The organism is Nonomuraea rosea (genome assembly GCF_039539705.1).
Lineage (GTDB): Bacteria > Actinomycetota > Actinomycetes > Streptosporangiales > Streptosporangiaceae > Nonomuraea > Nonomuraea rosea.
This window is the reverse complement of sequence record NZ_BAABDQ010000073.1, coordinates 1-22,728: the sequence shown is the minus strand read 5'-3', so window position 1 is coordinate 22,728 and position 22,728 is coordinate 1. Positions and strand designations below refer to the sequence as shown.

The 22,728-nt window shown below is 68.1% G+C and carries 24 protein-coding genes and 1 pseudogene; 16 read left to right on the top strand and 9 right to left on the bottom strand.

The features are described 5' to 3' along the window. The first annotated feature begins 70 nt into the window (after positions 1 to 70). Positions 71 to 640 (top strand): helix-turn-helix domain-containing protein, encoded by a 570-nt coding sequence (locus tag ABEA43_RS65510; protein ID WP_345580304.1) that lies wholly within the window; start codon positions 71 to 73, stop codon positions 638 to 640. A gap of 119 nt (positions 641 to 759) precedes the next feature. Here ABEA43_RS65510 and ABEA43_RS65505 read toward each other — a convergent pair whose 3' ends face one another. From ABEA43_RS65505 to ABEA43_RS65495, 3 genes are read right to left on the bottom strand one after another with little or no spacing between them, the layout of a single operon-like run. Continuing rightward, positions 760 to 1,911 (bottom strand): FAD-dependent monooxygenase, encoded by a 1,152-nt coding sequence (locus ABEA43_RS65505; protein WP_345580302.1) that lies wholly within the window; start codon positions 1,909 to 1,911, stop codon positions 760 to 762. A gap of 29 nt (positions 1,912 to 1,940) precedes the next feature. After that, entirely contained in the window at positions 1,941 to 2,939 is a 999-nt protein-coding gene (locus ABEA43_RS65500) for an NAD-dependent epimerase/dehydratase family protein (protein ID WP_345580300.1), read from the bottom strand. Then, the gene (locus tag ABEA43_RS65495) at positions 2,936 to 4,564 is read right to left on the bottom strand and encodes a CocE/NonD family hydrolase (RefSeq protein WP_345580298.1); all 1,629 of its coding nucleotides are present in this window, start codon (positions 4,562 to 4,564) and stop codon (positions 2,936 to 2,938) included. Before ABEA43_RS65495 ends, ABEA43_RS65500 begins: the two co-directional genes overlap by 4 nt. A 168-nt stretch (positions 4,565 to 4,732) precedes the next feature. On the opposite strand from ABEA43_RS65495, the gene ABEA43_RS65490 reads away from it, so the two are divergent. The 3 genes from ABEA43_RS65490 (at position 4,733) to ABEA43_RS65480 (ending at position 7,183) form a co-directional block, all read left to right on the top strand. Continuing rightward, complete coding sequence (locus ABEA43_RS65490; protein WP_345580296.1) at positions 4,733 to 5,197, top strand: GbsR/MarR family transcriptional regulator; 465 nt, start codon at positions 4,733 to 4,735, stop codon at positions 5,195 to 5,197. Between the two features lie 179 nt (positions 5,198 to 5,376). Next, a complete protein-coding gene (locus ABEA43_RS65485; RefSeq protein WP_345580293.1) occupies positions 5,377 to 6,411 on the top strand; it encodes an ABC transporter ATP-binding protein in 1,035 nt (344 codons plus the stop codon). Beyond that, on the top strand, positions 6,404 to 7,183 hold the full coding sequence (locus tag ABEA43_RS65480; RefSeq protein WP_345580291.1) for an ABC transporter permease: 780 nt from the start codon (positions 6,404 to 6,406) through the stop codon (positions 7,181 to 7,183). Before ABEA43_RS65485 ends, ABEA43_RS65480 begins: the two co-directional genes overlap by 8 nt. A gap of 210 nt (positions 7,184 to 7,393) precedes the next feature. On the opposite strand, the gene ABEA43_RS65475 is transcribed toward ABEA43_RS65480, so the two are convergent. Then, the gene (locus tag ABEA43_RS65475; RefSeq protein WP_345580288.1) at positions 7,394 to 7,756 is read right to left on the bottom strand and encodes an ASCH domain-containing protein; all 363 of its coding nucleotides are present in this window, start codon (positions 7,754 to 7,756) and stop codon (positions 7,394 to 7,396) included. Continuing rightward, the gene (locus tag ABEA43_RS65470) at positions 7,753 to 9,075 is read right to left on the bottom strand and encodes a tetratricopeptide repeat protein (RefSeq protein WP_345580285.1); all 1,323 of its coding nucleotides are present in this window, start codon (positions 9,073 to 9,075) and stop codon (positions 7,753 to 7,755) included. The genes ABEA43_RS65475 and ABEA43_RS65470 overlap by 4 nt, the downstream gene beginning before the upstream one ends. Positions 9,076 to 9,355: 280 nt before the next feature. On the opposite strand from ABEA43_RS65470, the gene ABEA43_RS65465 reads away from it, so the two are divergent. From ABEA43_RS65465 to ABEA43_RS65410, 12 genes are all read left to right on the top strand, one after another. Then, positions 9,356 to 9,931 carry a hypothetical protein gene (locus ABEA43_RS65465; RefSeq protein WP_345580283.1) on the top strand — a complete coding sequence of 192 codons (576 nt, stop codon included), beginning with the start codon at positions 9,356 to 9,358 and terminating at the stop codon, positions 9,929 to 9,931. Continuing rightward, on the top strand, positions 9,910 to 10,698 hold the full coding sequence (locus ABEA43_RS65460) for a hypothetical protein (protein ID WP_345580281.1): 789 nt from the start codon (positions 9,910 to 9,912) through the stop codon (positions 10,696 to 10,698). The genes ABEA43_RS65465 and ABEA43_RS65460 overlap by 22 nt, the downstream gene beginning before the upstream one ends. A gap of 66 nt (positions 10,699 to 10,764) precedes the next feature. Next, complete coding sequence (locus ABEA43_RS65455; protein ID WP_345580278.1) at positions 10,765 to 11,382, top strand: SAF domain-containing protein; 618 nt, start codon at positions 10,765 to 10,767, stop codon at positions 11,380 to 11,382. Between the two features lie 150 nt (positions 11,383 to 11,532). Next, the gene (locus ABEA43_RS65450) at positions 11,533 to 12,141 is read left to right on the top strand and encodes a hypothetical protein (RefSeq protein ID WP_345580275.1); all 609 of its coding nucleotides are present in this window, start codon (positions 11,533 to 11,535) and stop codon (positions 12,139 to 12,141) included. Beyond that, positions 12,138 to 13,508: a TadA family conjugal transfer-associated ATPase gene (locus ABEA43_RS65445; protein WP_345580272.1), complete on the top strand. Its 1,371-nt coding sequence runs from the start codon at positions 12,138 to 12,140 to the stop codon at positions 13,506 to 13,508. The genes ABEA43_RS65450 and ABEA43_RS65445 overlap by 4 nt, the downstream gene beginning before the upstream one ends. A gap of 53 nt (positions 13,509 to 13,561) precedes the next feature. Beyond that, entirely contained in the window at positions 13,562 to 14,362 is an 801-nt protein-coding gene (locus ABEA43_RS65440; protein WP_345580269.1) for a type II secretion system F family protein, read from the top strand. Next, positions 14,359 to 15,198 carry a hypothetical protein gene (locus ABEA43_RS65435; RefSeq protein WP_345580266.1) on the top strand — a complete coding sequence of 280 codons (840 nt, stop codon included), beginning with the start codon at positions 14,359 to 14,361 and terminating at the stop codon, positions 15,196 to 15,198. Before ABEA43_RS65440 ends, ABEA43_RS65435 begins: the two co-directional genes overlap by 4 nt. Before the next feature lie 12 nt (positions 15,199 to 15,210). Then, positions 15,211 to 15,423: a hypothetical protein gene (locus ABEA43_RS65430; protein ID WP_345580263.1), complete on the top strand. Its 213-nt coding sequence runs from the start codon at positions 15,211 to 15,213 to the stop codon at positions 15,421 to 15,423. Positions 15,424 to 15,434: 11 nt separating this feature from the next. After that, entirely contained in the window at positions 15,435 to 15,830 is a 396-nt protein-coding gene (locus ABEA43_RS65425) for a TadE/TadG family type IV pilus assembly protein (protein ID WP_345580260.1), read from the top strand. Next, complete coding sequence (locus ABEA43_RS65420) at positions 15,827 to 16,372, top strand: TadE/TadG family type IV pilus assembly protein (protein ID WP_345580257.1); 546 nt, start codon at positions 15,827 to 15,829, stop codon at positions 16,370 to 16,372. Before ABEA43_RS65425 ends, ABEA43_RS65420 begins: the two co-directional genes overlap by 4 nt. 11 nt (positions 16,373 to 16,383) lie before the next feature. Beyond that, complete coding sequence (locus tag ABEA43_RS65415; protein ID WP_345580254.1) at positions 16,384 to 16,746, top strand: pilus assembly protein TadG-related protein; 363 nt, start codon at positions 16,384 to 16,386, stop codon at positions 16,744 to 16,746. Next, on the top strand, positions 16,743 to 19,295 hold the full coding sequence (locus ABEA43_RS65410; protein ID WP_345580251.1) for a hypothetical protein: 2,553 nt from the start codon (positions 16,743 to 16,745) through the stop codon (positions 19,293 to 19,295). The genes ABEA43_RS65415 and ABEA43_RS65410 overlap by 4 nt, the downstream gene beginning before the upstream one ends. Here the strand turns inward: ABEA43_RS65410 and ABEA43_RS65405 are convergent. The 4 genes and pseudogenes from ABEA43_RS65405 to ABEA43_RS65390 form a co-directional block, all read right to left on the bottom strand. After that, positions 19,228 to 19,467 (bottom strand): annotated as a pseudogene (locus ABEA43_RS65405) (IS256 family transposase); the annotation flags it as partial. The gene ABEA43_RS65410 and the pseudogene ABEA43_RS65405 overlap by 68 nt on opposite strands. Before the next feature lie 115 nt (positions 19,468 to 19,582). Further along, positions 19,583 to 19,981, bottom strand: a complete 399-nt coding sequence (locus ABEA43_RS65400; RefSeq protein ID WP_345580248.1) for a DUF6262 family protein — start codon at positions 19,979 to 19,981, stop codon at positions 19,583 to 19,585. Next, the gene (locus ABEA43_RS65395; RefSeq protein ID WP_345580245.1) at positions 19,971 to 22,232 is read right to left on the bottom strand and encodes a tyrosine-type recombinase/integrase; all 2,262 of its coding nucleotides are present in this window, start codon (positions 22,230 to 22,232) and stop codon (positions 19,971 to 19,973) included. Before ABEA43_RS65395 ends, ABEA43_RS65400 begins: the two co-directional genes overlap by 11 nt. After that, positions 22,229 to 22,728: tyrosine-type recombinase/integrase (locus ABEA43_RS65390; protein WP_345580242.1), on the bottom strand; the 500-nt coding region annotated here is incomplete at its 5' end. The genes ABEA43_RS65395 and ABEA43_RS65390, both read right to left, overlap by 4 nt.

The window sequence follows — 22,728 nt, the reverse complement described above, 5'->3', positions numbered from 1 at the left end:
CTCCTCGCTATGCCACCGGCGCTTGCATTCCCAATTTTAGGAACGGTACCAGATATGGGATTGTAGGGCCGTGGATACCCTTGATCTGCTCCTGCACCCGGTCCGGCTGCGCATCGTGCACGCCATGTCCGGCGGTCGTACCCGCACCACGTCCGACCTGTGCGTCGGCCTTCCCGACGTCCCCAAGACCACGGTGTACCGGCACGTCGGTCTGCTGGTCGAGGCGGGAGTGCTGGAAGTCGTCGACGAGCAGCGCGTGCACGGCGCCGTCGAGCGCCACTACCGGCTGCGCCGCGAGCATGCAGGGATCGACGCCGACATGGCCGCGTCGATGTCCCTGGACGAGCATCGTCACGGGTTCGCCGCAGCCATGGCCGCCCTGCACGCCGAGTTCAATGCCTACCTCGACCGGGACGGAGCCGACCCGACCGCCGACTCCGTGGGCTACCGGCAGGGCACCGTCTGGCTCACCCCGGGCGAGCTCGTCGAGATGATCAGCGAGCTGCGCGACGTCCTGGCCTCCAGGGTGGGCAACAATCCTGCGCCCGACCGTAGCCCTCACCTTCTGAGCATGATCCTCTTCCCGGCGGAGGAGCCAACGCGGCGCAGGAACGGCCAGCAGGCCGACGACCACCCCTGAGTCCGTGCCCGGCTTCTCGTAACGAGCGCGATTCCGACAGAAGATCACCAAGGGCATCGCCGCCGGTGGCAACATCACCTGGCGATGGCAGCCGCCGCACCTGCAGCCGACGGGTTCACTCAGCCTTTGATGAAGCGGCGGGTCATGTACCGGCGCACCGGCGGCAGGGCGGCCAGGCGCAGCGGGAGCTGGGTCAGCCACAGCAGCAGCGGGTTGGCGGGGGCGTAGACGCCTTTGACCCGGCGGCCGAGTTTCTGCTTCGCTTCCACCTCGGGTCGTAGCGCCGTCTCCCAGGCGGCCAGGGCGGCGGCGATGTCGCCGGGGTGGCGTTCCAGTTCGGTGCCGAGCCGGTCGGCGCCGCCGACGGCGAGCGCTGAGCCGTAGCCGGCGAACAGGGTGACGCACCAGGCGGCGTCGCCGAGCAGGACCACGCGGCCGCGGCTCCAGGCGGGGGCGACGACCTGGCTGATGGTGTCGAAGTAGACCGAGTCGGTCCTCGCCATGCCGGCCAGGACCTCGGGGATGACCCAGCCAAGGTCACCGTAGACCTGTGGCAGCACCGTGGCGGGGTCGTCGGCGCGGGTGCCTGTGCCGGCTTCGGTGCGGTAGCCGAAGAAGGCGACGTTGCGGCCGTCGCCGGCGCTGATGACCGCGATGGTGCGGCCGCGTGAGGACAGGGTGGCGGTGGTGCCGGGCGTGATGGAGGCGGGGCGCTTGTCGAGCATGTAGACGGCGACCATGTGCTCCAGGTCGAGCAGGTAGTCTTCCTCAGGCCCGAATGCCAGGGCGCGGGTGGCCGAGTGCAGGCCGTCGGCGCCGATCAGCAGGTCGGCGTGCTCCACGGTGCCGTCGCTGAGGGTGACGTGCACGGCGTGGGTGTCCTGGTCGACGGCGGTGATGGTGGTGGCGAAGCGGATCTCGGCGCTGTCGCGCACCTGCTCGTACAGGACGGTTTCGATGTCGCCGCGCAGGATGTTCATCGAGCGGGGGCCCATGGTCGCGGCGATGATCGCGCCGGTGAGGGTGAAGCGCCGCTCGCCGTTGGGCTTGTGGTAGACGAGTTCTTCGGTGATGAAGGCCCGCTGCTGGAGGCCGGGCAGGATGCCGAGGCGTTCGGCGGCGTCGTGGCCGATGCCGCCGAAGGTGACGGCGTAGCCGCCGCTGCGGCGGGTGGGGGCGCGTTCGATGATGAGGCTGTCCCAGCCGATCTGGGACAGCCGCAGGGCGGCGGCCAGGCCGGCGATGCCGGCTCCGATGATGATGGCGCGCATAAAGGTTCCTTGCTGAAGCCGGTAGGGGGTCAGAGCTGGTCGAGGACGCGCCGCTCGGCGGCGGGGTCGAGCCAGGTGCCGGGTGAGGGGGCATCCGGGCGCGGGGCGGGGTCGCCTTCGGCCTGCAGCCAGGCCCAGGTGTCGGCGATCGTGTCGCGCAGCGGCCGGGTGGTCAGCCCGGCGGCGAAGGCGGCATGTACGTCGGCGTCGTGCATGCCGGTCGGTGCCGGGTCGTGCGGGAAGCGCAGCCCGAACTCCATGCCCAGCCACACGCCCTCCCGGCGCAGCAGGTCCTCGCTCGCCCACACCAGCTCGGCGTCGAAGCCGGTCACCTCCAGCGCCGTCTGCAGCAACTGCCCGATCGTGGCCGCGCCGGGGCGGCCGGTCACCGTGTAGGCGCCGCCGAGCCGGCGTTCGGCGCACTGCAGCATCCAGGCCGCCATGTCGCGGACATCGATGTACTGCAGCGGAGTGTCCGCCGGGCCAGGAGCCAGCACCCGGCCGCCTTTCTCCAGGCGGCGCAGCCACCACGGGATGCGGCCGACGTCCTCATACGGTCCCAGGATCATCCCGGCCCTGGCCAGCAGCGCCCGCGCGCCGAAAGCCTCGATGACGGCCAGCTCACCGCCGCGCTTGGCAGCGGCGTAGTCAGTACTGTCGTCGCTGTCGGGGTCGCCGTCGACGAGCGGCGCGCGCTCGTCCGCGCCCGCCGGCCACGGCCAGCGGTGCACGCCGCGGCTGGAGACGTAGCCGTAGTGGCCGGTGCGGCCGGCCAGCAGGCGGGCGCTGTCGCGGACGACGCGTGGCGCCCAGGCCCAGGTGTCGATGACGGCGTCCCACTCCTTTCCGGCGAGCGCGGCGGTGAACGCCGGGGTGTCGGTGCGGTCGGCGACGAGCGCGGTGACGCCGGGGGCCGGTGGGCGGCTGAGGCCGCGGTTGAGCGTGCTCACCTCGTCCCCGCGCTTCAGCGCCGTTTCGACGAGGGCGCGGCCCACGTGGTGGGTGCCGCCGAGAACGAGCAGTTTCATGACAGTCCTGGGGTGAGGGGCAGCCAGAGGGCTGACGGGTGTTCCGGGTCGTGGAAGATCTCGTGCTCTGACGCGCGCAGCTCACGCCCTGTGGCCAAGGGTTGGCCGGTGCCCGGGTTACGGCCGTAGCGGGGGTGGGCGCCGCTGGAGACCTGCAGCCGGATCCGGTGGCCGCGGACGAAGCGGTGGGCCAGCGGCCACAGCTCGATGTCGACCACGCGAATACCTTCGGCGCGGATGTCGCCGGGCTGGTTCAGCCGGACGATGCCATCGCACAGGTTAAGCGAGCGGCCGCGCGGGCTCACCTCACACAGGCGGGCGAAGTAGTCAACGTCCGGGATGGATGATCGGGCGTGCAGGCGGACCCGTACCAGGCCGATCACCTCGACGTCCTCGGTCAACGGCGCGGTGGTGAAGGTGAGCACGTCCGCTCTGGCTTCGATGGCGCGGTTGTCCTTCGGGCCCGCGGACCCGCTCACCGCCGTCCCGCCCACCGTGGGAGTCGGGTCGCCGGGGTCGTAGCGGTAGCGGCTGGGGCTCGCCTCAGGCGCGGGGCCCTCACGGCTCAGCCGCCCGCCAGCATACAGATACCAGCAGGTGGGCTGGTGTGCGGGCGGCCAACTGGGCAGGTCCTGCCACAGGTTGGCGCCGGTGACGAACACCCGCACCCTGGTGGGTGCTGCATGACCGTTCAGAGCCGCGTCCAGGGCGGTCAGCGCGTCTTGCATGCCCTCGCGGGTGTACAGGCCGCGGCCGTGTCCCCATGGTCCGATCAGCAGCCGGACCTCGCGCCCGGCGGCCAGCAGGCGCGCGTGGTCGGCCAGCATGCTGGGCAGGAAGAAGTCGTACCAGCCGCCCTGCAGGTGCACCCGGGGCGGCATCCGCCCGGTGTTGGCGCGGTGGTCCATGCGCTCCCAGTACGCCTGGTCGCGGCCGTTGCCGATCCACTCCTGAAACCAGCTCACCCGGTGCCCGGTGAGCGCGCGATCGGCCTGCTCCAGCGGAAGTGTGCGGGTGGCGCGGCGCAGCTTGCGGCCGGCGGTGAAGGTGGCCAGCATCTGCCGGGTGAGGGAGAAGTTGCCGCTGAACATGGTGTCCACGAGCTGGACCCAGCCCAGCGCGTTGCCCAGCGCGAACGCGCCGCCCGGGTACATGAAGTGCTCGGCGAAGGCCGACGGCGCGTCCTGGATCAGCGCGATCTTCCACTCCGGGATGTGCCGGGCGGCCAGCTCCCACTGCACGAGGCCGAGGTAGCTGGCTCCCCAGGTGGCCAGCGCGCCGGCGAACCACGGCTGGGTGCGCAGCCAGCTCAGGGTGCCGTCGGCGTCGGCGGGGTCGATGGTGAAACCGTCGAAGCGACCGCCGGAGCCGGCCGTGCCGCGCAGGCTCTGATACAGCACCTGGTAGCCGCGCTCGGCCAGCAGCTTCGGCAACTGGTCGAGCGCGTTGCCCCGGCCGTACGGGCTGCGTAGCAGCACCAGCGGCGGCCGGTCCAGATCGGCCGGGTAGTAGTGGGTGGCCAGCAGGCGCACGCCGTCGGCGGCCGGGATCTCGACATCGCGCCGTACACGTACCGGGTGCCGGATGGTGGGACGTACGCCGAGCAGGCGGCTGAGCAAGGTCATCGGGGTCATCTCCTCGTCGGCACGTGAGCGAACTCACGTCGCCGACCAGGCTTCCCGGCACACCATCGCATCTCCGGAACGGAGCCGATGCCAGCAATATAGCGAATCTTCAGAAGTTTCTGAACACTTCTGAGGTTCGCTATCCTGATCGCCTACCGGAGGTGGCAGGTGAACGACAGAGACGAGCAGTGGCAGGCGGCCGAACGGCTGGCCCTGACCCTGACCGAAGGCGGCTTGCAGCGCATGGCCGCCCGGACGCTGGCGGTGTTCCTGTTCACCGACGCCGAGACGGTCACCATGGGCGAGATCGCCGACCGGCTCGGCGTCAGCGCCGGCTCGGTCTCCGGCTCGGTCAAGTCCCTGCTCTCGGTCGGCCTGATCGAACGCCTGCCCGCACCCGGCAGCCGCCGCGAGCACTACCGGCTGCGCAACGACGCCTGGCCCACCCTGTTCTCCACCCAGAACACCGTCGTCCACGTCATGTTGCAGGCCGCCGAGACCGGCATCTGCGTCACCGCCTCCGGCGACCCGGCCCACGAACGGCTCACGCGGATGCGCGACTTTTATGCGTTCCTGCTGGGCGAACTGCCTGGCCTGCTGCGCCGCTGGGAACAGACACGCGTACCGCGCTGAGCTCGTCACTCGCCCACCGGCCCCGGTGGATCGACCGAAGGTGACCGGGACGGCGAGGTCCGCCGGAACCGACCGGCGCCGCCACTGCCCGGCACGAGGCCGGCAGGGCTAGGCTGAGGACAGGTGAGCCGGGAAGCCTGGTCGGCACGTCCAGTCCGCGTCGAGACAAGGATGTGCCCGTGCATCGCCTCACCCCACCATCTGATGGCGCCGCAGCTGGACCTGCGCCCACGGCCCGCGCGGCCACGGATGTCATCGAAATCTCCCACCTGAGCAAGCGCTACCGCGACGTGCGGGCCGTCGACGATGTCACCCTGCACGTGCAGGCGGGACAGATCTACGCCCTGCTCGGCCTCAACGGCGCCGGCAAGACAACCCTGATCCGCCTGCTGCTCGGCATGATCGCACCCACCGCCGGGACGGTGCGCGTCCTGGGCTCCGACGTCACCGCCGGCGACCGCACCGCATGGGCGAAGGTGGGCTATCTGGTCGAGACGGCCACGGCCTACCCCGAACTGACCGTGCGCGAGAACCTGGAAGTAGTCCGCCGCCTGCCCGGCACCGCCACCAGCACCGGCAACAGCGTCGTCGACTACATCATCGAACGCCTGGCGCTCACCCCGTACGCGGAGCGCCGCGCCCGCGCCCTGTCACTCGGCAACCTGCAGCGCCTGGCCCTGGCCAAAGCCCTCATCCACGCCCCCGGCCTGCTCATCCTCGACGAGCCCGTCAACGGCCTTGACCCCGCCGGCGTCGCCGAGATCCGCGCCCTGCTCGCCGAGACGGCCCACCAGCACGGCACCACCGTGCTGTTGTCCAGCCACCTGCTGGCCGAGGTCGCCCGCCTGGCCACCCGCATCGGCATCCTGCACCACGGCCGCCTCATCGTCGAACACGACGCCGGCCAGCTGGACCGGCACCGGCGCCGCCACCTGCGCCTTTCCACCCGCGACGACTACGCCGCCCAGGCGGTGCTGCGCGCGCACGGCTACCACCCCACCCCCGCCACCCCGGCCGGGCTGTTGCTCACCGAGGAGCGCGCCCTGTCCAGGCCGGACCAGGTCGCCACCGTGCTGGTGCACGGCGGAGCGCCACCCACCCAGCTGCACCTGGAGGAAGAAGACCTGGAGAGCTACTTCCTGCGCACGATCGGACAGCCCCGCCAAGCCGGCCTGGCCGGCCGGCCCGCCGAGGGCGAAGAACACCATGCGTGAGGCACTGTGGGCCGAGCTGCTCAAGGTACGGCGCAGCCGCCTGCCCTGGATCACCGCGCTCGCCTTCACCGTCGCCGCGCTGGTGTGCGGCATGTTCATGTTCATCCTCGCCGACCCCGCCCGCGCCCGGGCGCTCGGACTGCTCGGCGGCAAGGCGCAGCTGTCCGGCGCCAGCGCTGACTGGCCCGGCTACCTCGCCCTCCTGGCCCAGGCTGGCGCGGTCGGCGGCGGCGGCGTCTACGGGCTCATCGCCATCTGGCTGTTCGGCCGCGAGTTCAGCGACCACACTGCCACCGACCTGCTCGCCCTGCCCACGTCCCGCACCGCCGTCGTGGCCGCCAAATTCGCTGTCGCCGCCGTCTGGGCGCTGCTGCTGGCCGTTCTGCTGGCCGGGCTCGGCCTGCTCATCGGCTCCCTGCTCGGACTGCCCGCCTGGTCGGCCCCGGCCGCGGCCACCGGCCTCGCCCACATCCTGGCCGCGGCCATGCTGGCCGCGCTGGCCAGTGCGCCCCTGGCCCTGGCCGCCAGCGTCGGGCGTGGCTATCTGGCCGCCGTCGGCGTCCTGTTCGGCCTGGTGTTCTGCGCGCAGGTGATCGCCGCGCTCGGCTACGGAGCCTACTTCCCATGGTCGGTGCCCGGCCTGTATGCCGGCATCGCCGGAGCAGGCCAGGACCCGCCCGGCCTGCTCGGCCTGCTGCTGGTCGCGGCCACCGGTGTGGTCGGCGTCGTCACCACCGCCGTGTGGTGGAACCGCGCCGACCACACGCGCTGACCGTCCCCGCAACTGCCTCCAGGCCGAGACCGAGCGACCCGTCTCTGGCAGCATCTACCGGGCCCTGACCGGGCGCGACAGGACGCAGGGCTACCCCGAGGCCGTTGAGTAGACACGCCGACTTCGCCATTCTCCAGGCCAGCGCTGGCCGCTGACCTGCCGTGCTCCTCCACAGTGGGGTAGCCGGTCGCGAACACCCTTCCACCATGCCTAGCGACCGAACGGTTCGATTGCTAGAGCGAGGACGCCCAGGCGTTCCTTTTCTGCCGGGTAGATGCTTCTGATCACGCCGAGAAGCTCGTCGGGGTTCTTGCCGAGGTCCCCGCCGATAGCGATCGGATCCTCGTGCTCCAGAAGGGCCTCGAAGGAGGCGTATTCGCTCACGCGCACGACCCTAGTCCGCAGCCGTTGATCGCCTGAGACGAAGTCGAGTTCCTGGCCAGGCTGGATCTTCCGCATGCTCGCGTATCCCACTCGCACCTCCACGGTCTTGATGCCGGAGGCGATGAGGTCGAAGTAGGGCTTGCGGATGTGGAGCTCCCGCCGGGCGGGAATGTCGTCGCGCTCGCTCATGGTGCCGTTCCTACCCGTATGCCGGCCAGGGCCGTCTGGAACTCCGCGGCAGAACTCGTTCCAGGATGCTGTTCGGTGAGGGCGGTGTTCAGGTCGGTCGCGCGAGCGCGAACGGAGGGCACCAGCCGGGGTGTGGCCAGCGCCCGCAGACCGAGTGCCACCGCGTCCTCTGCAGAGCCGAGGAACGCCATCGCGATGCCGAGATCCAGTTGGGCGATCGCTTCCCGGCTCAGGGATCGTTTGGCCGGCGGAGTCGTCTCGTGGGCCGCAACGGCACGCTCGGCATGAAGGCGGGCCTGTTCGTAATCGCCGAGCCAGATGTAGGACGAGGCCGTGTAGGTGGTCATCGCATACGTGGCCAACGGGCCGGTGTCGATGCCGTCCGGGCGGGCCGGGGTGCGAGAGGGCAGAGCGTTCCACAGGCGATCGGCCTGCTGGTAGCTGTCGTCGAAGGCGTCGCGGTCGCCGAGCCGGGCGTAACCTCGTGACGCCTGGGCCTGGAGCCGCACCGCCAGCGGGTGATCTGCCGGGACACGGGTGAGGCCGCGTGAGGCGGCTGCCACGGCTCGGGCGGGGTGATCGGCGTGCAGGGCGATCGAGGCCATCGCGTCGGTCGCCCACCCGCACAGCTCGTCGTGCCCGGCCTGGTCGGCGTGCTCGAAGCAGTCGATGGCGTACGCCTCCCCGGTCAGCGGGTCGCCCAGATCGTGAGCCAGCCAGGCCAGGGTCTCCGACAGCAGTCCGGCGTGGACGAACAGCTCTCGCTGCTCCTTGAGAGTGTGTGGGCCCGCGAGGAGTTGATCGACCTTGCGGCGGTAGAGGCGGGCCACGGTGAACAGGTCCGCTGGCGTACGCCGTGAGTAGCTGCCCGCGATGTCGCGGATGACGCTTTCGAGATGGTCGAGGGTGCCGCGGCCGACGGCGGACGTGTTCGCGCGGCGGGTGAACTCCAGGGCTTCGTCGGCAGCCTCGCTCAACACCTGGCCGATGGTGGCGGCCAGGCCCAGTTTGAGCGCGTCGCGACGTTTCGTGGGATCGTCCTCTTCACGCGGCGGACGGTGGTGCCCTTCTTCTCTATTGTTCTCGTGGTCGTGGAACAGCATTCGTGAATCGCGCGAGAAGATGCGGCCGAACAGCAGCCGATAGCGTTCGGTCATCGTGGTGACGTCGCCGGACTCCCAGCGCCGGATGTATCTGACGAGTGATGTGTGGTCGGGGAGAGGTTCGTCTCCGGCAGCCTCTCTCAGGCGGCGGGCCATGGTGTGCTTGTCCCAGTCGCGTGCTTCGCGCTCGGTCCGGATGCGTGTCGGCCAATCCATTGCCATCACCTTGTGAACGTGCACGGACACACGATGTGTCCTCGTGTCGTGGGATGTCGCCTCTATCTGGCTTTCGAGCAGGGCTCTATTTCTGTGGCAATTGCGATGTGGCGACCACCGAAGAACACCAACCCTGACTGATGGGGGCGATTCGCTCTCGCCTCACCCTGGGGTTGTGAGAGCTGATTACATTCCGAAGAACGTGCTGCTCACAGCCTTGATGATGGCTTTGCCAAACCATACGCTACTCCTCGCGTCGGAGTAATCACTTGGAGTCAGGATGTGTGTGGTTGTGGCGATTCGCGGTCGCGCAGTAGCGCTGCTGCTCGTGTCAATGGTGATCGCGGCCTGCCGGGTGTCGGCTCCCTCGAGCCTGCCGCCTCGAATATCGGCGCCGGCGTCCGTCGAAGCAGCCACGCCCCAGCCGTCGTCGAGTCGACCTCACGACCTGATCGTGGAGGCGTACTCCGCCTACTGGCCGGCCCTTGCCGAGGCGGGCAAATCCTCGCCGGAGCGAGCGCGGCAGTTGCTGCAGCCCTACGTGAAAGGTGGCTATCTAGACCATCTAGTCGACGGCGTCCGCGACATGGTCAAGCAAGAGCGCGAGCCGTACGGCCAGGCGGTCCCGCGTATCAAGGAAGTCCGTGTAGGTGGAAAGCACGCTGAAGTCGTCGATTGCCTGGACATGTCCCGTGCGGCCCTGGCGGATCGCCGTACTCATCGGCTCATTCCTGAGACTGCTGATGCCAAGACCACCACGACCGTCACGGCGGCTTTGGAACGTTCCTCGGATGGGCGCTGGCAGCTGACAGGCTTGAGCATGAAGGGGACGACGTGCACGCCACCCTCACGCTGAGCTCGTTGCTGAGTCTGCTGGCCGTAGCTCACGGGCCCTCGACCGAGGACAACGGGGCCACCCGCATGGGTGGCAACTGGGTGACCTATGGCCTCTACGAGCAGGCCGAATCAGGCAGCCCCTCCGGCGGTATCCGGAGAGGCGCCCGCTTCGGGGACTGCCGTGGCATCGGCGGGCGGGGCTCGATCAGTTACGTCCAGTGCGACACCGGGCCGGACGGTAAGGAGAACGTCTTCAACGCCGTCCGTCCCGGAGAGCCAGGGGCGCCGCCGGTCACCCCCGAGATGCTCAAGGACCAAGCCCTGCGTCTGCTCACGCCGTCGGCTCCCAAGATCGTCACCGCTCCACCGCAGGGCAGGAACGGGTACGTGGGCCTGCGGCAGTACTTCTGGGCCGCGTCAGAGCAATGGCACTCGATCAGCAAGCGGGTCACGGCCGGGCCGGTCTGGGCCGAGGTCACCGCGACCCCGACCAAGCTGACCGTCCGGCCAGGCGCAGGCCAATCGACGCTCACCTGCCTTGGTCCTGGGGTGCCGTACGATCCGGCGAAGTCTCCAGACGATCAGAACATCGACTGCACGCACGTGTTCACCGAGTCCAGCGCCGGACTCCCGGGCTCGAAGTACCAGGTGAAGGCATCCATGGTCTGGTCCGCCAGCTGGACCGGCTCAGGTGGTGCTGGCGGTGCACTCGCCCCGATCACCACTACGGCGACGTTCCCCTTGCGGATCGGGGAAGCCCCCGCGCTGGTTGGAAGGAACTCCTGAATGACTGGAAAGACTCGTCCTGCCGCGCCCGCACAAGCGTCCAACGGCGAGGCGCCGCCGGCTCAGATGCCCAAGATGCTGCCGCAGCCGCGCCAGCGCCGTCGTAGCTCGCTGGTGCTGGGAACACTGGTGGTCGCCGGTGGCGCGGCCCTGGCAGCGCACACGATCAACGGCCTGAGCGACCGCGAATCGGTGCTCGTCATGACCCGCGACGTGGCGCTCGGACAGCCCTTCACCGCCGAGAACGTAGCAACCGCAATGGTGGGCCGTGACCAGATCGTGGCGACCGTCAGGGGCCAGGATCTGAAACAGGTGATCGGCATGCGTGCCGCGTCCGACCTGATGACCGGCACGCTCCTGCAGCCCAGAATGGTCACCGGCCAGGTCACGCCGGTGGGTGACCAGCAGCTCATCCCGGTCGCGGTCAAGCCGAGCCGCCTTCCGGCGCGCGGACTGCGGCCGGGAGACCGACTCCTCGTCGTGCTGCGTCCAGACGGCCAGACCGTATCGGATGGTGAGCAATCGTCCGTCGGGATCGAGGCCGTCGTAGACCACACGAAGGGACCGGACAACGACGGCCTGATGGTGGTGGACGTGCTCGTGAACAAGAGCGACGGCCCGAAGCTCGCTCCGCTGGCCGCCGACGGCCAGGTCGCCTTGGTCCTCAACCCGAGGAGACCCTGAATGGCGATGTACGCGCTGATGAGTCCTGGTGGCTCGCCTGGGGTCACCACCACGGCCCTCGCGCTCACTTACGCGTGGGACGGACGGGCGCTCTTGGCGGAGTGCGACCCTCAGGGCGGTGACGTTCTGCGCGGATTCCTGTCCGGAAGCATGGACGAGCACGAGTCCGGCCTGCTCGAACTGGCGCTCGCGGCTGCGCACGACATCGATCCGGACCTCCTCTGGCGGCACGTCGTAGCGCTCGATCACGACGCTCGCAACTGGCTGTTGCTTCCCGGGCTGCGTGATCCCCGGCACCTGGTGCAGCTCGACGGAGCCTGGGACACCATCGCGGGGGTTTTCACGGCGGCCCAGGACACTGCGGACGTTGTGCTTGATGTGGGACAGATCGGCCGGTCCGACACCCCGATGACCCTGCTCGCAGCCTGCGATCTGGTGGTCATGCTGGTGCGTCCCACGCTGCGGCACGTCGCTCACGCGCGCCCTCGTCTGGACGCCCTGGGCCGTCAGGTAGGTGAGGACGTCCAGGTGGGGCTCTGCGCGGTCGGCGACGGCCCGTACTCCGCCAAAGAGATCAGCGAAGCGCTCTTCGAGTTGCCCGTGCTGGCGTGGATACCTCACGACCCGAGGTCCGCCGCAGTGCTCTCCGACGGCGACCGCGCCAAGAAGTCCTTCCGTCGCTCCGCGCTGATCCGCGGAACTTCCCGGCTGGGAGCTGCCATGAGGGCCCACGTTGCCAGGGAGGCGGTGGCCTCATGAGCAACTCGTGGCCGCCACGCACCACGGTCGAACCGATCGTCATTCCCGAGGTACCGGCGCGTGAGGACGACCGCGCATTCCGTAAGGCGGTTCTCGCGGTCTCAGGTGCCATCGCAGACGATCTCAAGGACACCGAAGACCGCGGCGAGGCCCGGCAAGTCATCCAGGCGCACGTTCAGCGTTGGGCGCAGGATCAGGTCACCGCCGGTACTCCTGTCAGCTTCGCCATGCAGCGCGGGCTCGTCGACGCCGTGATCGACGAGCGCTTCGAGCTTGGCGCGCTCACCCCGTACCTGAAAAATCCGCGGGTGGAGAGCATCGACCTCAACGGATGCGACCAGGTGTGGATCACCTACAACGACGGCACCTGCGCGGCCGGGCCCGCGGTCGCGACCAGCGACGACGATCTGATCAAGATGATCCAGATGTGGGCTATGCATAAGAGCTACAACCCGCGCGAGTTCTCCGGCGCCAGCCCGCTGCTCAACACCGCGCTGCGGCCGAGTGACGGCGACGACGGAGTGGGTGTACGGCTCAGCGCCACCATGGCCGTTACCCGCCGGCCATGCGTGAGCATCCGCTGCCATCGGCTGGTCGACGTCACGCTCGATGACCTTCTCAAGCTCGGCACGATCAATCGCAGCCTGCACGCCTTCCTCCGGGCCGCTGTCCTGGCCCGGCTGAACATCGTCATCACCGGTGGCACCGCGGCCGGCAAGACGACGCTGCTGCGGGCTCTGGCCTCAGTGATCGACCCAGCCGAGCGGCTGGCCACCCTCGAATCGGACTACGAGCTCTTCCTCGACCGGCTCACGCATCGCCATCAGAACGTGATCGCCTTTCAGGTGCGCCAGGCCAACTCCGAAGGCGCCGGATCGATCGGACTGAACGACCTGATACCGCACGCCCTGCGTAAGAACATCAAGCGGATCATCGTGGGGGAGGTGCGGGCCGACGAGATCGTCCCGATGTTCGAGGCCATGAACACCGGCCACCCCGGCTCCATGTGCACCATCCACGCGGACGGAACTGAAGAGATCTTCAACAGGATCGTCATGCTGTGGACCCGAGGCGTCGGTACCCAGACCCCGCCTGCTGTGATCCATCTCAACACCGGCGAGACCATTGACCTCGTCGTTCACCTCCGCCTCGATCCGGCGACGAACACCCGCTTCGTCTCGGAGGTCCTGGAAGTGCTGCCCCCTGCCGACAGCGAGCTGCCCAGCCGCAACCACCTCTACCGGCCCACCGGGCCTGGCGGCCGGGCCGTACCGGACATCACCCCGCAGTGCCTGCCCCGGCTCAAGGCGGTCGGCTTCGACCCTGCGCTGCTCGACCCGTTCACCGCTCGCTGGGACATCCGATGAACACCCTCTCTCTGCTGGGCGGGCTCAGCGCCGCAATGATCCTCGGTGGCACGTTGAGCATCGTCTCGTCATTGCGCCGGGCCGGCGAGGAACAAGCGGTCCGCCCTCCGTCACGCTGGGCCGGGATCTGGCTCGCGCACTACAAGCTGATCGCGCCGGCCCTGGCTGTCGCGGTTGCCGTGTATGCGTTCACCGGCTGGCCTGTTGCCGCAGTGGCGGCGGGGGCGGCCGTATTCGCGTTGCCCAAGATGATGACCGGCAGGGCCGCGGCCGAACGTATCCGCAAGCTGGAGGCTCTGGAGCTGTGGACCCGCCGGCTGGCGGACCTGCTTGTCGCCGGCCGCGCTCTGGAGCAGGCGCTGGAGCAAAGCGCGGCCCGGAAGGTCCCGCCTTCCATCGCTGCCCCGGTCGCCGCCCTGGCTCGGCGCCTTCGTGTCACCCGGACGCCGACGGAGGAGGCGCTGCGGATGTTCGCCGACGAGCTGGACGATCCCATCGGGGATCGCATCGCGGCCGCCCTCATCCTGGTCGCCCGTCGCCGCGGCAAAGGCGCCAGCGCCGTACTTCAGCAGCTCGCCGAATTGGTGGCTAAGGACGTCTCCGACCGCCGCGAGGTGGAGGCGGCCCGTGCCGAGCACCGCACCACCGTGCGGTGGGTCATCGCCATCCTCGGCTTGTTCAGCGCTCTCGCTGTCTTCCAGAAGTCGTACGTCGCGCCGTTCGGGACTCCGCTCGGCCAGGTCGTCTTGGCCATGGTGGCGTTGTTCTACGCCGTCACGCTCGTCTGGCTGCACAGGCTCGGTACGGCGGCGTCGGGCCACCGCTTCCTCAACGATGGGGGGAGGAAGCGGTGAACATGCCCGCCATGGCATCCGGCGCGCTGGTCGCCTTGGGGCTGCTGATCGTGATGCACGAACTGATGCCCGGACCACCTGAGCTGGACGCCGCGCTCGCTCGCCTGAACGGGCTTCCTGCAACGGCACGTGGTGACTGGATCAAGCTCCGGCTGGCCCGATTGCCGATCCCGCGCGATGACCTGGCGCTGCTGGGCATCAGCGTGGAGCGCTTCACCATTCAGCGCGTCAGTTTCCTGCTGTTCGGCCTGGTGTTTCCGGTGCCGCTCAGTCTGCTGTGCACGTTCGCCGGGATTCCGCTGCCCTGGACGGTCCCCGCGGGCGCCGCCGTCGTGCTCGCTGTGCTGTTCGCGCTGATCCCTGATCTCACCGCTCGCCGCCAGGCCCGTGAACGGCGCCAGGAGTTCCGCGCCGCACTGGCGACCTATCTGGAGATGGTGGCTCTGGAGCGTGCGGCCGGAGCCGGTACTCCTCAGGCTCTGCAGGCGCCCGTGGACATCTGTACGGGATGGGTGTTCAGCCAGATCGCCCAGGTGCTCCAGCACGCCAAACGCGCCGGCGAACAGCCCTGGCGTGGCCTCGGGGAGCTCGGCGAACGGGTCGGTGTGTCAGAGCTGACCGAGCTGGCCGACATCGCCGAGGACGCCGGATCCGAAGGAACCCGGGTGCTGTCCACGTTGCTGGCCAAAGCGCAGTCGATGCGTACCGCCGCGCTGGCCGACACCCGTGCCCAGGCCAACAGCCGTACCAGCGAGATGCCGATCGCCATCGGTGTGTCGATCTTCGGCTTCCTGGTGCTCGTCTGTTTCCCCGCCATCTACCGCATCATGAGCTGAAAGGGAGCGACCATGTCCAAGCTCCTGCCCCCGGAAGCCGCGTACTGGAAGGCCGTGACCGCGCTGCTGCTGGACCGCTTCGAACGCGCCCGCGAAGATCCGGAAAAGGGTGCCATGTCCGCGGAGGCGATGATCATTATCGCCGCGCTGGTGTTGGTCGCGGTCACTGTCATGGGAATCGTGACCGCCAAAATCATCGAAAAGGCGAACTCGATCAACCTTTAGGCTGATGACCTGTGCGTTCCTTCCGTGCCGAACGGGGGAGCGTCACCGCCGAGGCGGTGATCGCCCTGCCCGTCGTCATGTTCACCATCCTCGCCGGTATGCAGGTATGTCTGTTGTTCTTCGCCCAGTCGGTCGCGCTCGCCGCTGCCCAACAGGGCGTCCGCACCGCGCGAGCGTACGGTGCTGCCCACACCTCAGGGGCGGGCGTGGCCAGGCGGTACGCCGAACAGACGGCTAGCGGCTTCCTGCTATCGATCAGCGCTGCGAGCTCTGGTGACGCTTCCACAGTCCGGATCACGGTGCGTGGCCAATCGCTCTCCCTGGTGCCGTTCCTGCCGTCGATCGAGGTATCCGAGCAAGCCGCCGGGCCTGTCGAGCGCTTCACGACACCGGGGCGGGCGACATGAACGAGCGGGGGAGTGTCACCGTAGAAGCGATCCTCGCCATCCCCGCCATCGTGCTGGTTCTGCTGCTCGCAGTCGCCGCAGGCCGGATCACCGTGGCGAGCGCCGCCGTGGAGGCCGCGGCGCGTGATGCCGCCCGTCAGGCATCCATCGCGCGTGGCGCAGCCGCCGCGAGCAGGACTGCCCAAGCCAGCGCCCGTGAGTCCTTGGCCGGTCAGGACGTGAACTGCACCACGGTGACGGTGAAGGTGGATACCAAGGGTTTCAGCCGTCCGGTGGGTACGCCAGCCGGCGTGTCGGCGACGGTCTCCTGCACGGTGCCTTTGGCGGATCTCGCCTTTCCCGGGTTGCCAGGAAGCGTCGAGCGCCACGCCACCTTCATGAGCCCGCTGGACCCATACCGCGGAAGAACTATCGGGTCTGGGCGGCTGCCCCACCCGAGCTTGGTCGTGCACTCACGGTACTGGCGACACGAGGGAGACAGCGTATGCACAGATGGGCAATCCGAGATCCCGAGCGAGGCTCGATCACACCGTATGCGCTGATCTTCATCACAGTGCTCCTGCTCTTCGTCGGGTTGGTCGTCGACGTCGGCAACAAGCTGCGGGCGGGATGGGAGGCGGTCGGCATCGCCGAGGAAGCCGCCCGAGCCGGCGCCGGACAGATCGATCGCGCCGCCGCCTACCGTGGCGACGAACTGATCGTCGACCGAGGCGCCGCGCTGCGCGCCGCCCAAGCCCACCTGTCCAGCAGCGGCCATCAAGGCAGTGCGATCATTTCCGGCCCAGCCTCGGTCCGCGTCACGGTCACCGTGACCAAGACCACCTGGCTGCTTTCCCTGGTGGGCATGTCCACGGTGTCCATGACGGCACATGCCGACGCGGACCTGGTGGCCGGCGTGGAAGGGCCGAACCGATGACCGTGCTTCGCCTCTTGCGTGCCATGGCGGCATTCATCGTCCTGCTTGCCCTGGTATTCGGCTTCCCAGTCCTGTTCTACAAGATCGCGGGGCTGCCGTTCCCGGACCACGTGCCCAGCTTGGAACAGATCGTCGAGGCGCTGAGCGCCCCTGACGACGGCACCCTGTTCGTCACGGCCCTGGAGCTCATCGCCTGGGGTACCTGGGCCACGTTCTCCCTTACTGTCATCGGCGAGGTCATCGCCAAGGTTCGTGGTCAGCACCTCAACGTCCGGCTCCCCGGACTCCGGGGGATGCAACGCCTGGCCGCATATCTGGTCGCCTCCGCAACGCTGGCCGTTCTCATGCCAGGTGTGAGCAACGCCGTGGTGCCGCCGCCACCAGTTGTGGCCATGGCTCCCATGCATCCCCTTGGGGAGCCTGCCGCCACAGACGTGAAGGCGCCGCCCAAAGAGCGGATCTACCGCGTGAAACAGGGCGACTCCCTCTGGAGTATCGCCGACAACGAACTAGGCAACCCCCGCCGATGGCCGAAGATCTGGAAGCTCAACGCCCGTTCTCGGCAACCCGACGGACGTACCTTCGCGGCTCCCGGACTGATTCGCCCTGGCTGGAAACTCCGCCTGTCATCAGGGAAGCGCCCGAAGCTCCCCAGCCCTGTCTCGACGACTGAGCAGCCCCCCGCCGCAGACATCCCGCCGAAACCGAGTCCGTCAGAGACTCCCCGACCCGAACCATCGAGTACGCACCTCACGAAGCGGGAAACCGCCGCGGCGATTCGCCTCTCATCGGGATCGCTGGTTGCCCTGGCGTACGCCGCAGGCATCAGTACCGCCTACGTCGCCGGCCGTCTGCACCGACGCCGCCGCCGAATCCCACCAGCAGCCACGGAACCGGTGACCATCACCCCAGAGCCGGAGCCTCCTGCACCCGTCCGCGAACTCCACCGTGTCCACCGCCAAGCCTTCGTCGAGCGAGATGAACCGGTACCTTCCGACGGCGAGCTGATGCGGCATGATCACTCCATCGACATCCCCGAGCTGGTCCACATCGGACAGGCCTCGGACGGCTCGCCGCTGCGAATAGCCCTCGAAGGGCCCGGAATAGGTTTCACCGGCCCTGGAGGCGGCGACACGGTCCGTTACCTGGCCGTCGACCTGCTGCGTCAGTCAAACAACTATCGCGTCCAGATCATTGTCTCGATTACTTTGGCGGAAGAACTCTTCGGCCTCTCCCAGGACGGTCTCCGTGAGATTGTCGCGGGGATCCCTGGGCTTCTGCTGGCTCCCTCACATGAGGACGCACTCCAGAATTTCGAGGAAGCGTACTTTCTGCGCAGCCGGATGGTGCTTGAACGGGAGGCCGACATCGGGGCACTACGACGCCGTGATCCAGGCGAGGTGCTTCCCGCCATCCTGCTGATTGCCGAAATCGACACAGACGTCAGCGAACGCGTCGCGGCGCCTCTCGCCTCTGCCCGGGGTGTAGGAATCGGTGGCATCTTCCTGGGGTCCTGGTCAGGCGGCGTCACCTGCGTGCTCGACAGCACGCACACGGTGACAGCAGCCGAGGGCCGTGGCGCCGATTCTCTCGTCGGCGCGCAACTGTTCCACATCACGGCGGAGGAAGCCGCCGCCCATCTACAGCAGTTGCCCTCGGCAGGGGAGGAGAGCGTGAGTGAGGCGGAATCGCCGCCAGAGAACGAGCAAGCCGACTGGCCAGGGGCGGCTCTCGTCCGGCTGACGATCCTCGGCCATCCCACGATTCATGTTCGCGGCAAGAGAGAGCCAGTCCTGCTGAGCTGGCTCCAGCTGAGCACGCTCATCTATTTGGCCCTGCACCCGAACGGCGTGACACGCGATCAACTGGCGACCGCGCTCTGGCCGGACGATCTCGGCAAGGACATCCACAACGTCCTACGCCACCTTCGTGGTGCGCTTGTCGCTGCCGCGGGCTACAAGGGTGCCGAGGCGAAACGAGCGCCATTCATCAGCGCTTCGACCACGAAAGACTCAGCGATCTATCGGATTGACCATGAGCTGATCAGTATCGATCTGTGGGACTACGAATCCGCTTTGGAACAGGTGAGAACCGCCGCCGATCTCGCCGAGCGTCGGACTGCCCTCTTGACGGCAGCAGGTCTATGTACAGGTGAACTGGCTGATGGGTTTTCGGCGGAATGGATCGAGGATCAGCGGTATCCGCTGACTCGGTCTCAAGCAGATGTGCTTGCCCAGCTGGCGGAACTCCTGGCAGGAGAAGACGCCGAGCAGGCTCTTTCCGCGCTGGAGCGTGCACGCCGGCTTGACCCGGACACCGAGGAAACATACTTCCGGATCATTCGCTTGCAGTTGCGGCTCGACAGGCGAGACGACGCTTCACGAACCGCCGAACTGCTCCGCCAGCATCAATGCGGCCTCGGCCTGTCGAGTGATTCCCAGATGGAGAGAGCAATCGTCAAGACCTGTGGATCAAGTTCCTTTAAGCAGCTTTCGACTTGCCACCGATCGTCGGTGATTCCTCGGGCCGTTCGACGAGCTTGCCCCTGACGAATGTGGCCCCGGCGCGGACCAGGGCGACAAGGTGGGGTGCGTTGACCGCGCGCCAGCGTTTCTGCGCCGACTCGATGAGTTTGAAGGCCATGGCGAGCCCGGCGGCGCGCGAACCCGGCCCCTTGGTGACCTTGGTGCGGTGCCGGACGGTGGCGAAGGTCGATTCGATGGTTATCTTGAGCCCGCGAATTGATCATGTTTGTGACCTGGGCTGTCTCGTTGAGGACAGTGTTCTCGACGAGACAGCGTGAGAGGGTTGGGCGCCTGTCAGCAGGGACCGATCGTTATCGAAGAGCGAGGTTGTGTAAGGTCGTCCGGAGCTGGCCAAGAGCCTCGGCGAGCTGCCGGCGGAGGCGCCGGTTCTCTTCGGCGAGTTGGTTATTGCGTTCGGTGGCGGCCTGCAGGCGTTGCAGCAAGGACGCCTCAGTCGCGCGTTGGGTGGTGGGGATGGGCGGTGTGGGTGCCCGACGGGTGATCAGCCGAAGGTGCTGGATCTGGTCGCGGATGTCGGTCTGGGAGTAGAGCCAGGACCGGGACACGCCTGCTGTTCGGGCGACGAGGTCGAAACTGATCGGGTTTCCGGCCTGGTGGAGCTGGCCGAGGGCGCGGATGGCCTTGGCGCGGGTCAGTTCGTGACGGCGGCGAGCTGCGATGATCAGGTGAGTGGTGTTGTCAGCCGGCATCGGCGGCGGCCTCCTCGGCTGTGTTGTCGTCGGTCAGACTGGTAATGATGTTGTCCAGATTGACGAGGACTTGCTGATTCATCTCGACCAGCCGGGTCTGGCCGCGGGCCTCGGCCGCGGTGATGATCTGGACGACCTGCTGACGGTGACTGTGGTGCTGGGGCAGGAACTCCGGGGTGGTGATGAACATCGGACAGGTCAGGCAGGCATTGGCGTGCGGGCAGGTCTTCTGGACCGGTAGGCCGCAGTAGCCGTTGGCCAGGGCCTGGGTGGCTCGGCCGAGTCGCTGCTTGGCCCATGCGGCCTCGGCCAGAGGGCCGTCCGGGTCAAGGGTGACGGCCTGGCCTGCGACGTTGACCTTGCGGGCGGCTTCCCAGTGCCGCCGGACGGTGGTGTCGTGCAGCCGGGCGTAGTGCCCGGTCATCTGCGACGAATCGTGATCGAGGATGCGGCGGACGACTTCCTGCGGAACGTCGCGATTGATCATTCGGGTGCCGAGCGTGTGTCTCCACTGGTGCGGGGTGAAATGGACCGGCTGGCCATGTTCATCGCGAATGTCGCAGGCCTGCAGCCAGCGATAGAGCGCCAGCCGGTAGGTCGAGCTGCTGATCGGGGCTTGACCGTCGACGTTCTTGGTGGGCCGCGGAAATAGCCAGGCGGGTCCGCTAGGTCTGCTCGGCCAGCGGTCGGCGACACGGTGGCGCTGCTGGCCGATCAGGCGCAGGAGGTCCTCGTCGATGGGCACGAGCGCTTCGCGTTTCATCTTGTGGTTGAAATACCGCAGATAGGGCGCTCGGTCGGCGTCGCTGGTGATGCAGTCGAACCTCAGCCGGAGCGCATCAGAGATCCGCAGCCCGCAGCGGATGAGGATCACGGTGATGAGCCGGTAGTCGTCGTTGCCCCATCGATCGAGGTTGCCGGAATGTTCGACTTGGGCCATGACCTGCTCGGCGAGCGCCCGTGGCGGCCGCTCGGCCCGCTTGGGCTGGTCCTGAACGAAGAACAATGCGGTGGTGGGCAGGGTTTCGTCCCAGCGATGCTGGCGGATGGCGGTGAAGAAGCTGTTCAGCAGCCCGATATGACTGCCCTGACGCTGGCTGCCGCCCATCTCGGCCTGCAGGTCGGCCAGATAACGCTCCAGCAGGGGCCGGTTCACCTCGGCCAGGCCCGTGACGTTCACCGTCGCCGAGGCCAAGAACTGGCCGAACCGTTCGATGGCCGCGATCGCGCGGCGGCTGGCCTCCAGACACAGGCCGGTGCTGATGCGCCAGCGAGCCCACCGCTTGGCGGGCTCACGCAGCCAAGGCTGAGGGATCTGGTCGAATCGCAGTCGCCTGCGACCCTCAAAGCCCAGCAGGTGCATGCGCCAGATGTCGCGACCGTACTCGGTGTCCCAGCCTCCGCCGACGTCGGCGAGGTCCTCCAGTTGCCGGCGGGCGAAGATCAGAAGGGCTCGTGGGTTGGAGTCCTTGGGGGCGGGACGGCCGATCCGTTGCCGCCAGATCTCTTCTGGCCAGTCCAGCAGCGACGTCACCGGACAGCTGGTCAGGAACCGCACCACCTGCATGACCACGAAGGGCTGGACCTTGACGGTCCGCTCGTCACTGCGTCGCTGCAAGGCGTACTGAATCTCTAGCTTCAGTTGCGCCGACAGGCCCTGCAACCGGACCCGTTCGTTGCGCGGAACCACCTCGATCTCGGCATAGCCGCGCGCGAACTGCTCCGGGTCCGGGCGACCGTTGCTCTTCCAGGTGGCGCCATGCCCCCGACAGAACGGGATGTCCTTCTCCACCCAGAGCCGGCAGTCGCCGACCAGGCAGATCACCAACCCGGCAGGCGGTTGCGTTTCGGGCTGGGCGGGCAACCAGGCGATCAGGTCGGGCCGCTCGGCGCGTTGCCAGGCGGCCGCGTGCCGAGTGCACAAGCCCCCGCGGCAAACGCCGCGCCCGCAGCCGGGCGCCCGGCAACACAACAGTGGCTGCTGTTTATGCCATCGGGAATCGGTGGCGGCGGCGAAGCTGTCCAGGTCAGGGCGCCCCTCAGCGGCCCATCGATCGTGGTGGCCAGTGCACAGACCCTGGCCGCGGGCGGTCCGCTCACAGCTGGGCACCAGGCAGACTCCACCTCCGAACACCGGATCTGCGGGATCGAACGCGAATTCCTCGGCCCGAAACTCCGGCCGCACCACCGCCATCAGCTTGCCCAGCAGGCCCAGCCGCGCCGCGGCCGGCGACAGCGTCGTGCCGGTCACCACGACACCTGCTGCCCGGCGAACCATCCCGCCTCCTCCAGCGCTCGCCGAGCGTCCTCGACGGTCAGGTGCCCATAGATCTGCAACGTCGTGGTGATGGAGGCGTGTCCCAAGATGGCCGACACGACCTCCACTGACACGCCATCGCGCAGCAGGCGGGTGGCCATCGTGTGGCGATACCAGTGCGGGTCGAAGTCGAGGCCGGTGCGGCGGCGCAATCGCAGGACCAGGTCGTAGACGGCCCGATAGGCCAACGGACGGCCATAAGGTGCAGCCCAGAGGTTGACGAATACGTAGTCACAGTCGAGATCGCCGTACTCTTCGTGCAGGTAGTCGGCATAGAGCCGGACCAACTCCGCCGACACCGGGATGGTGCGCGTGGTCGCGGACTTGGTGCGGGCACCGTTGGCGTTGACCCGGGGCACGACCGTGACCTCACGCTCAGCGGCGGCAATGTCCTCATGCCGCAGCCCAAGAACCTCCCCGATCCGCATCC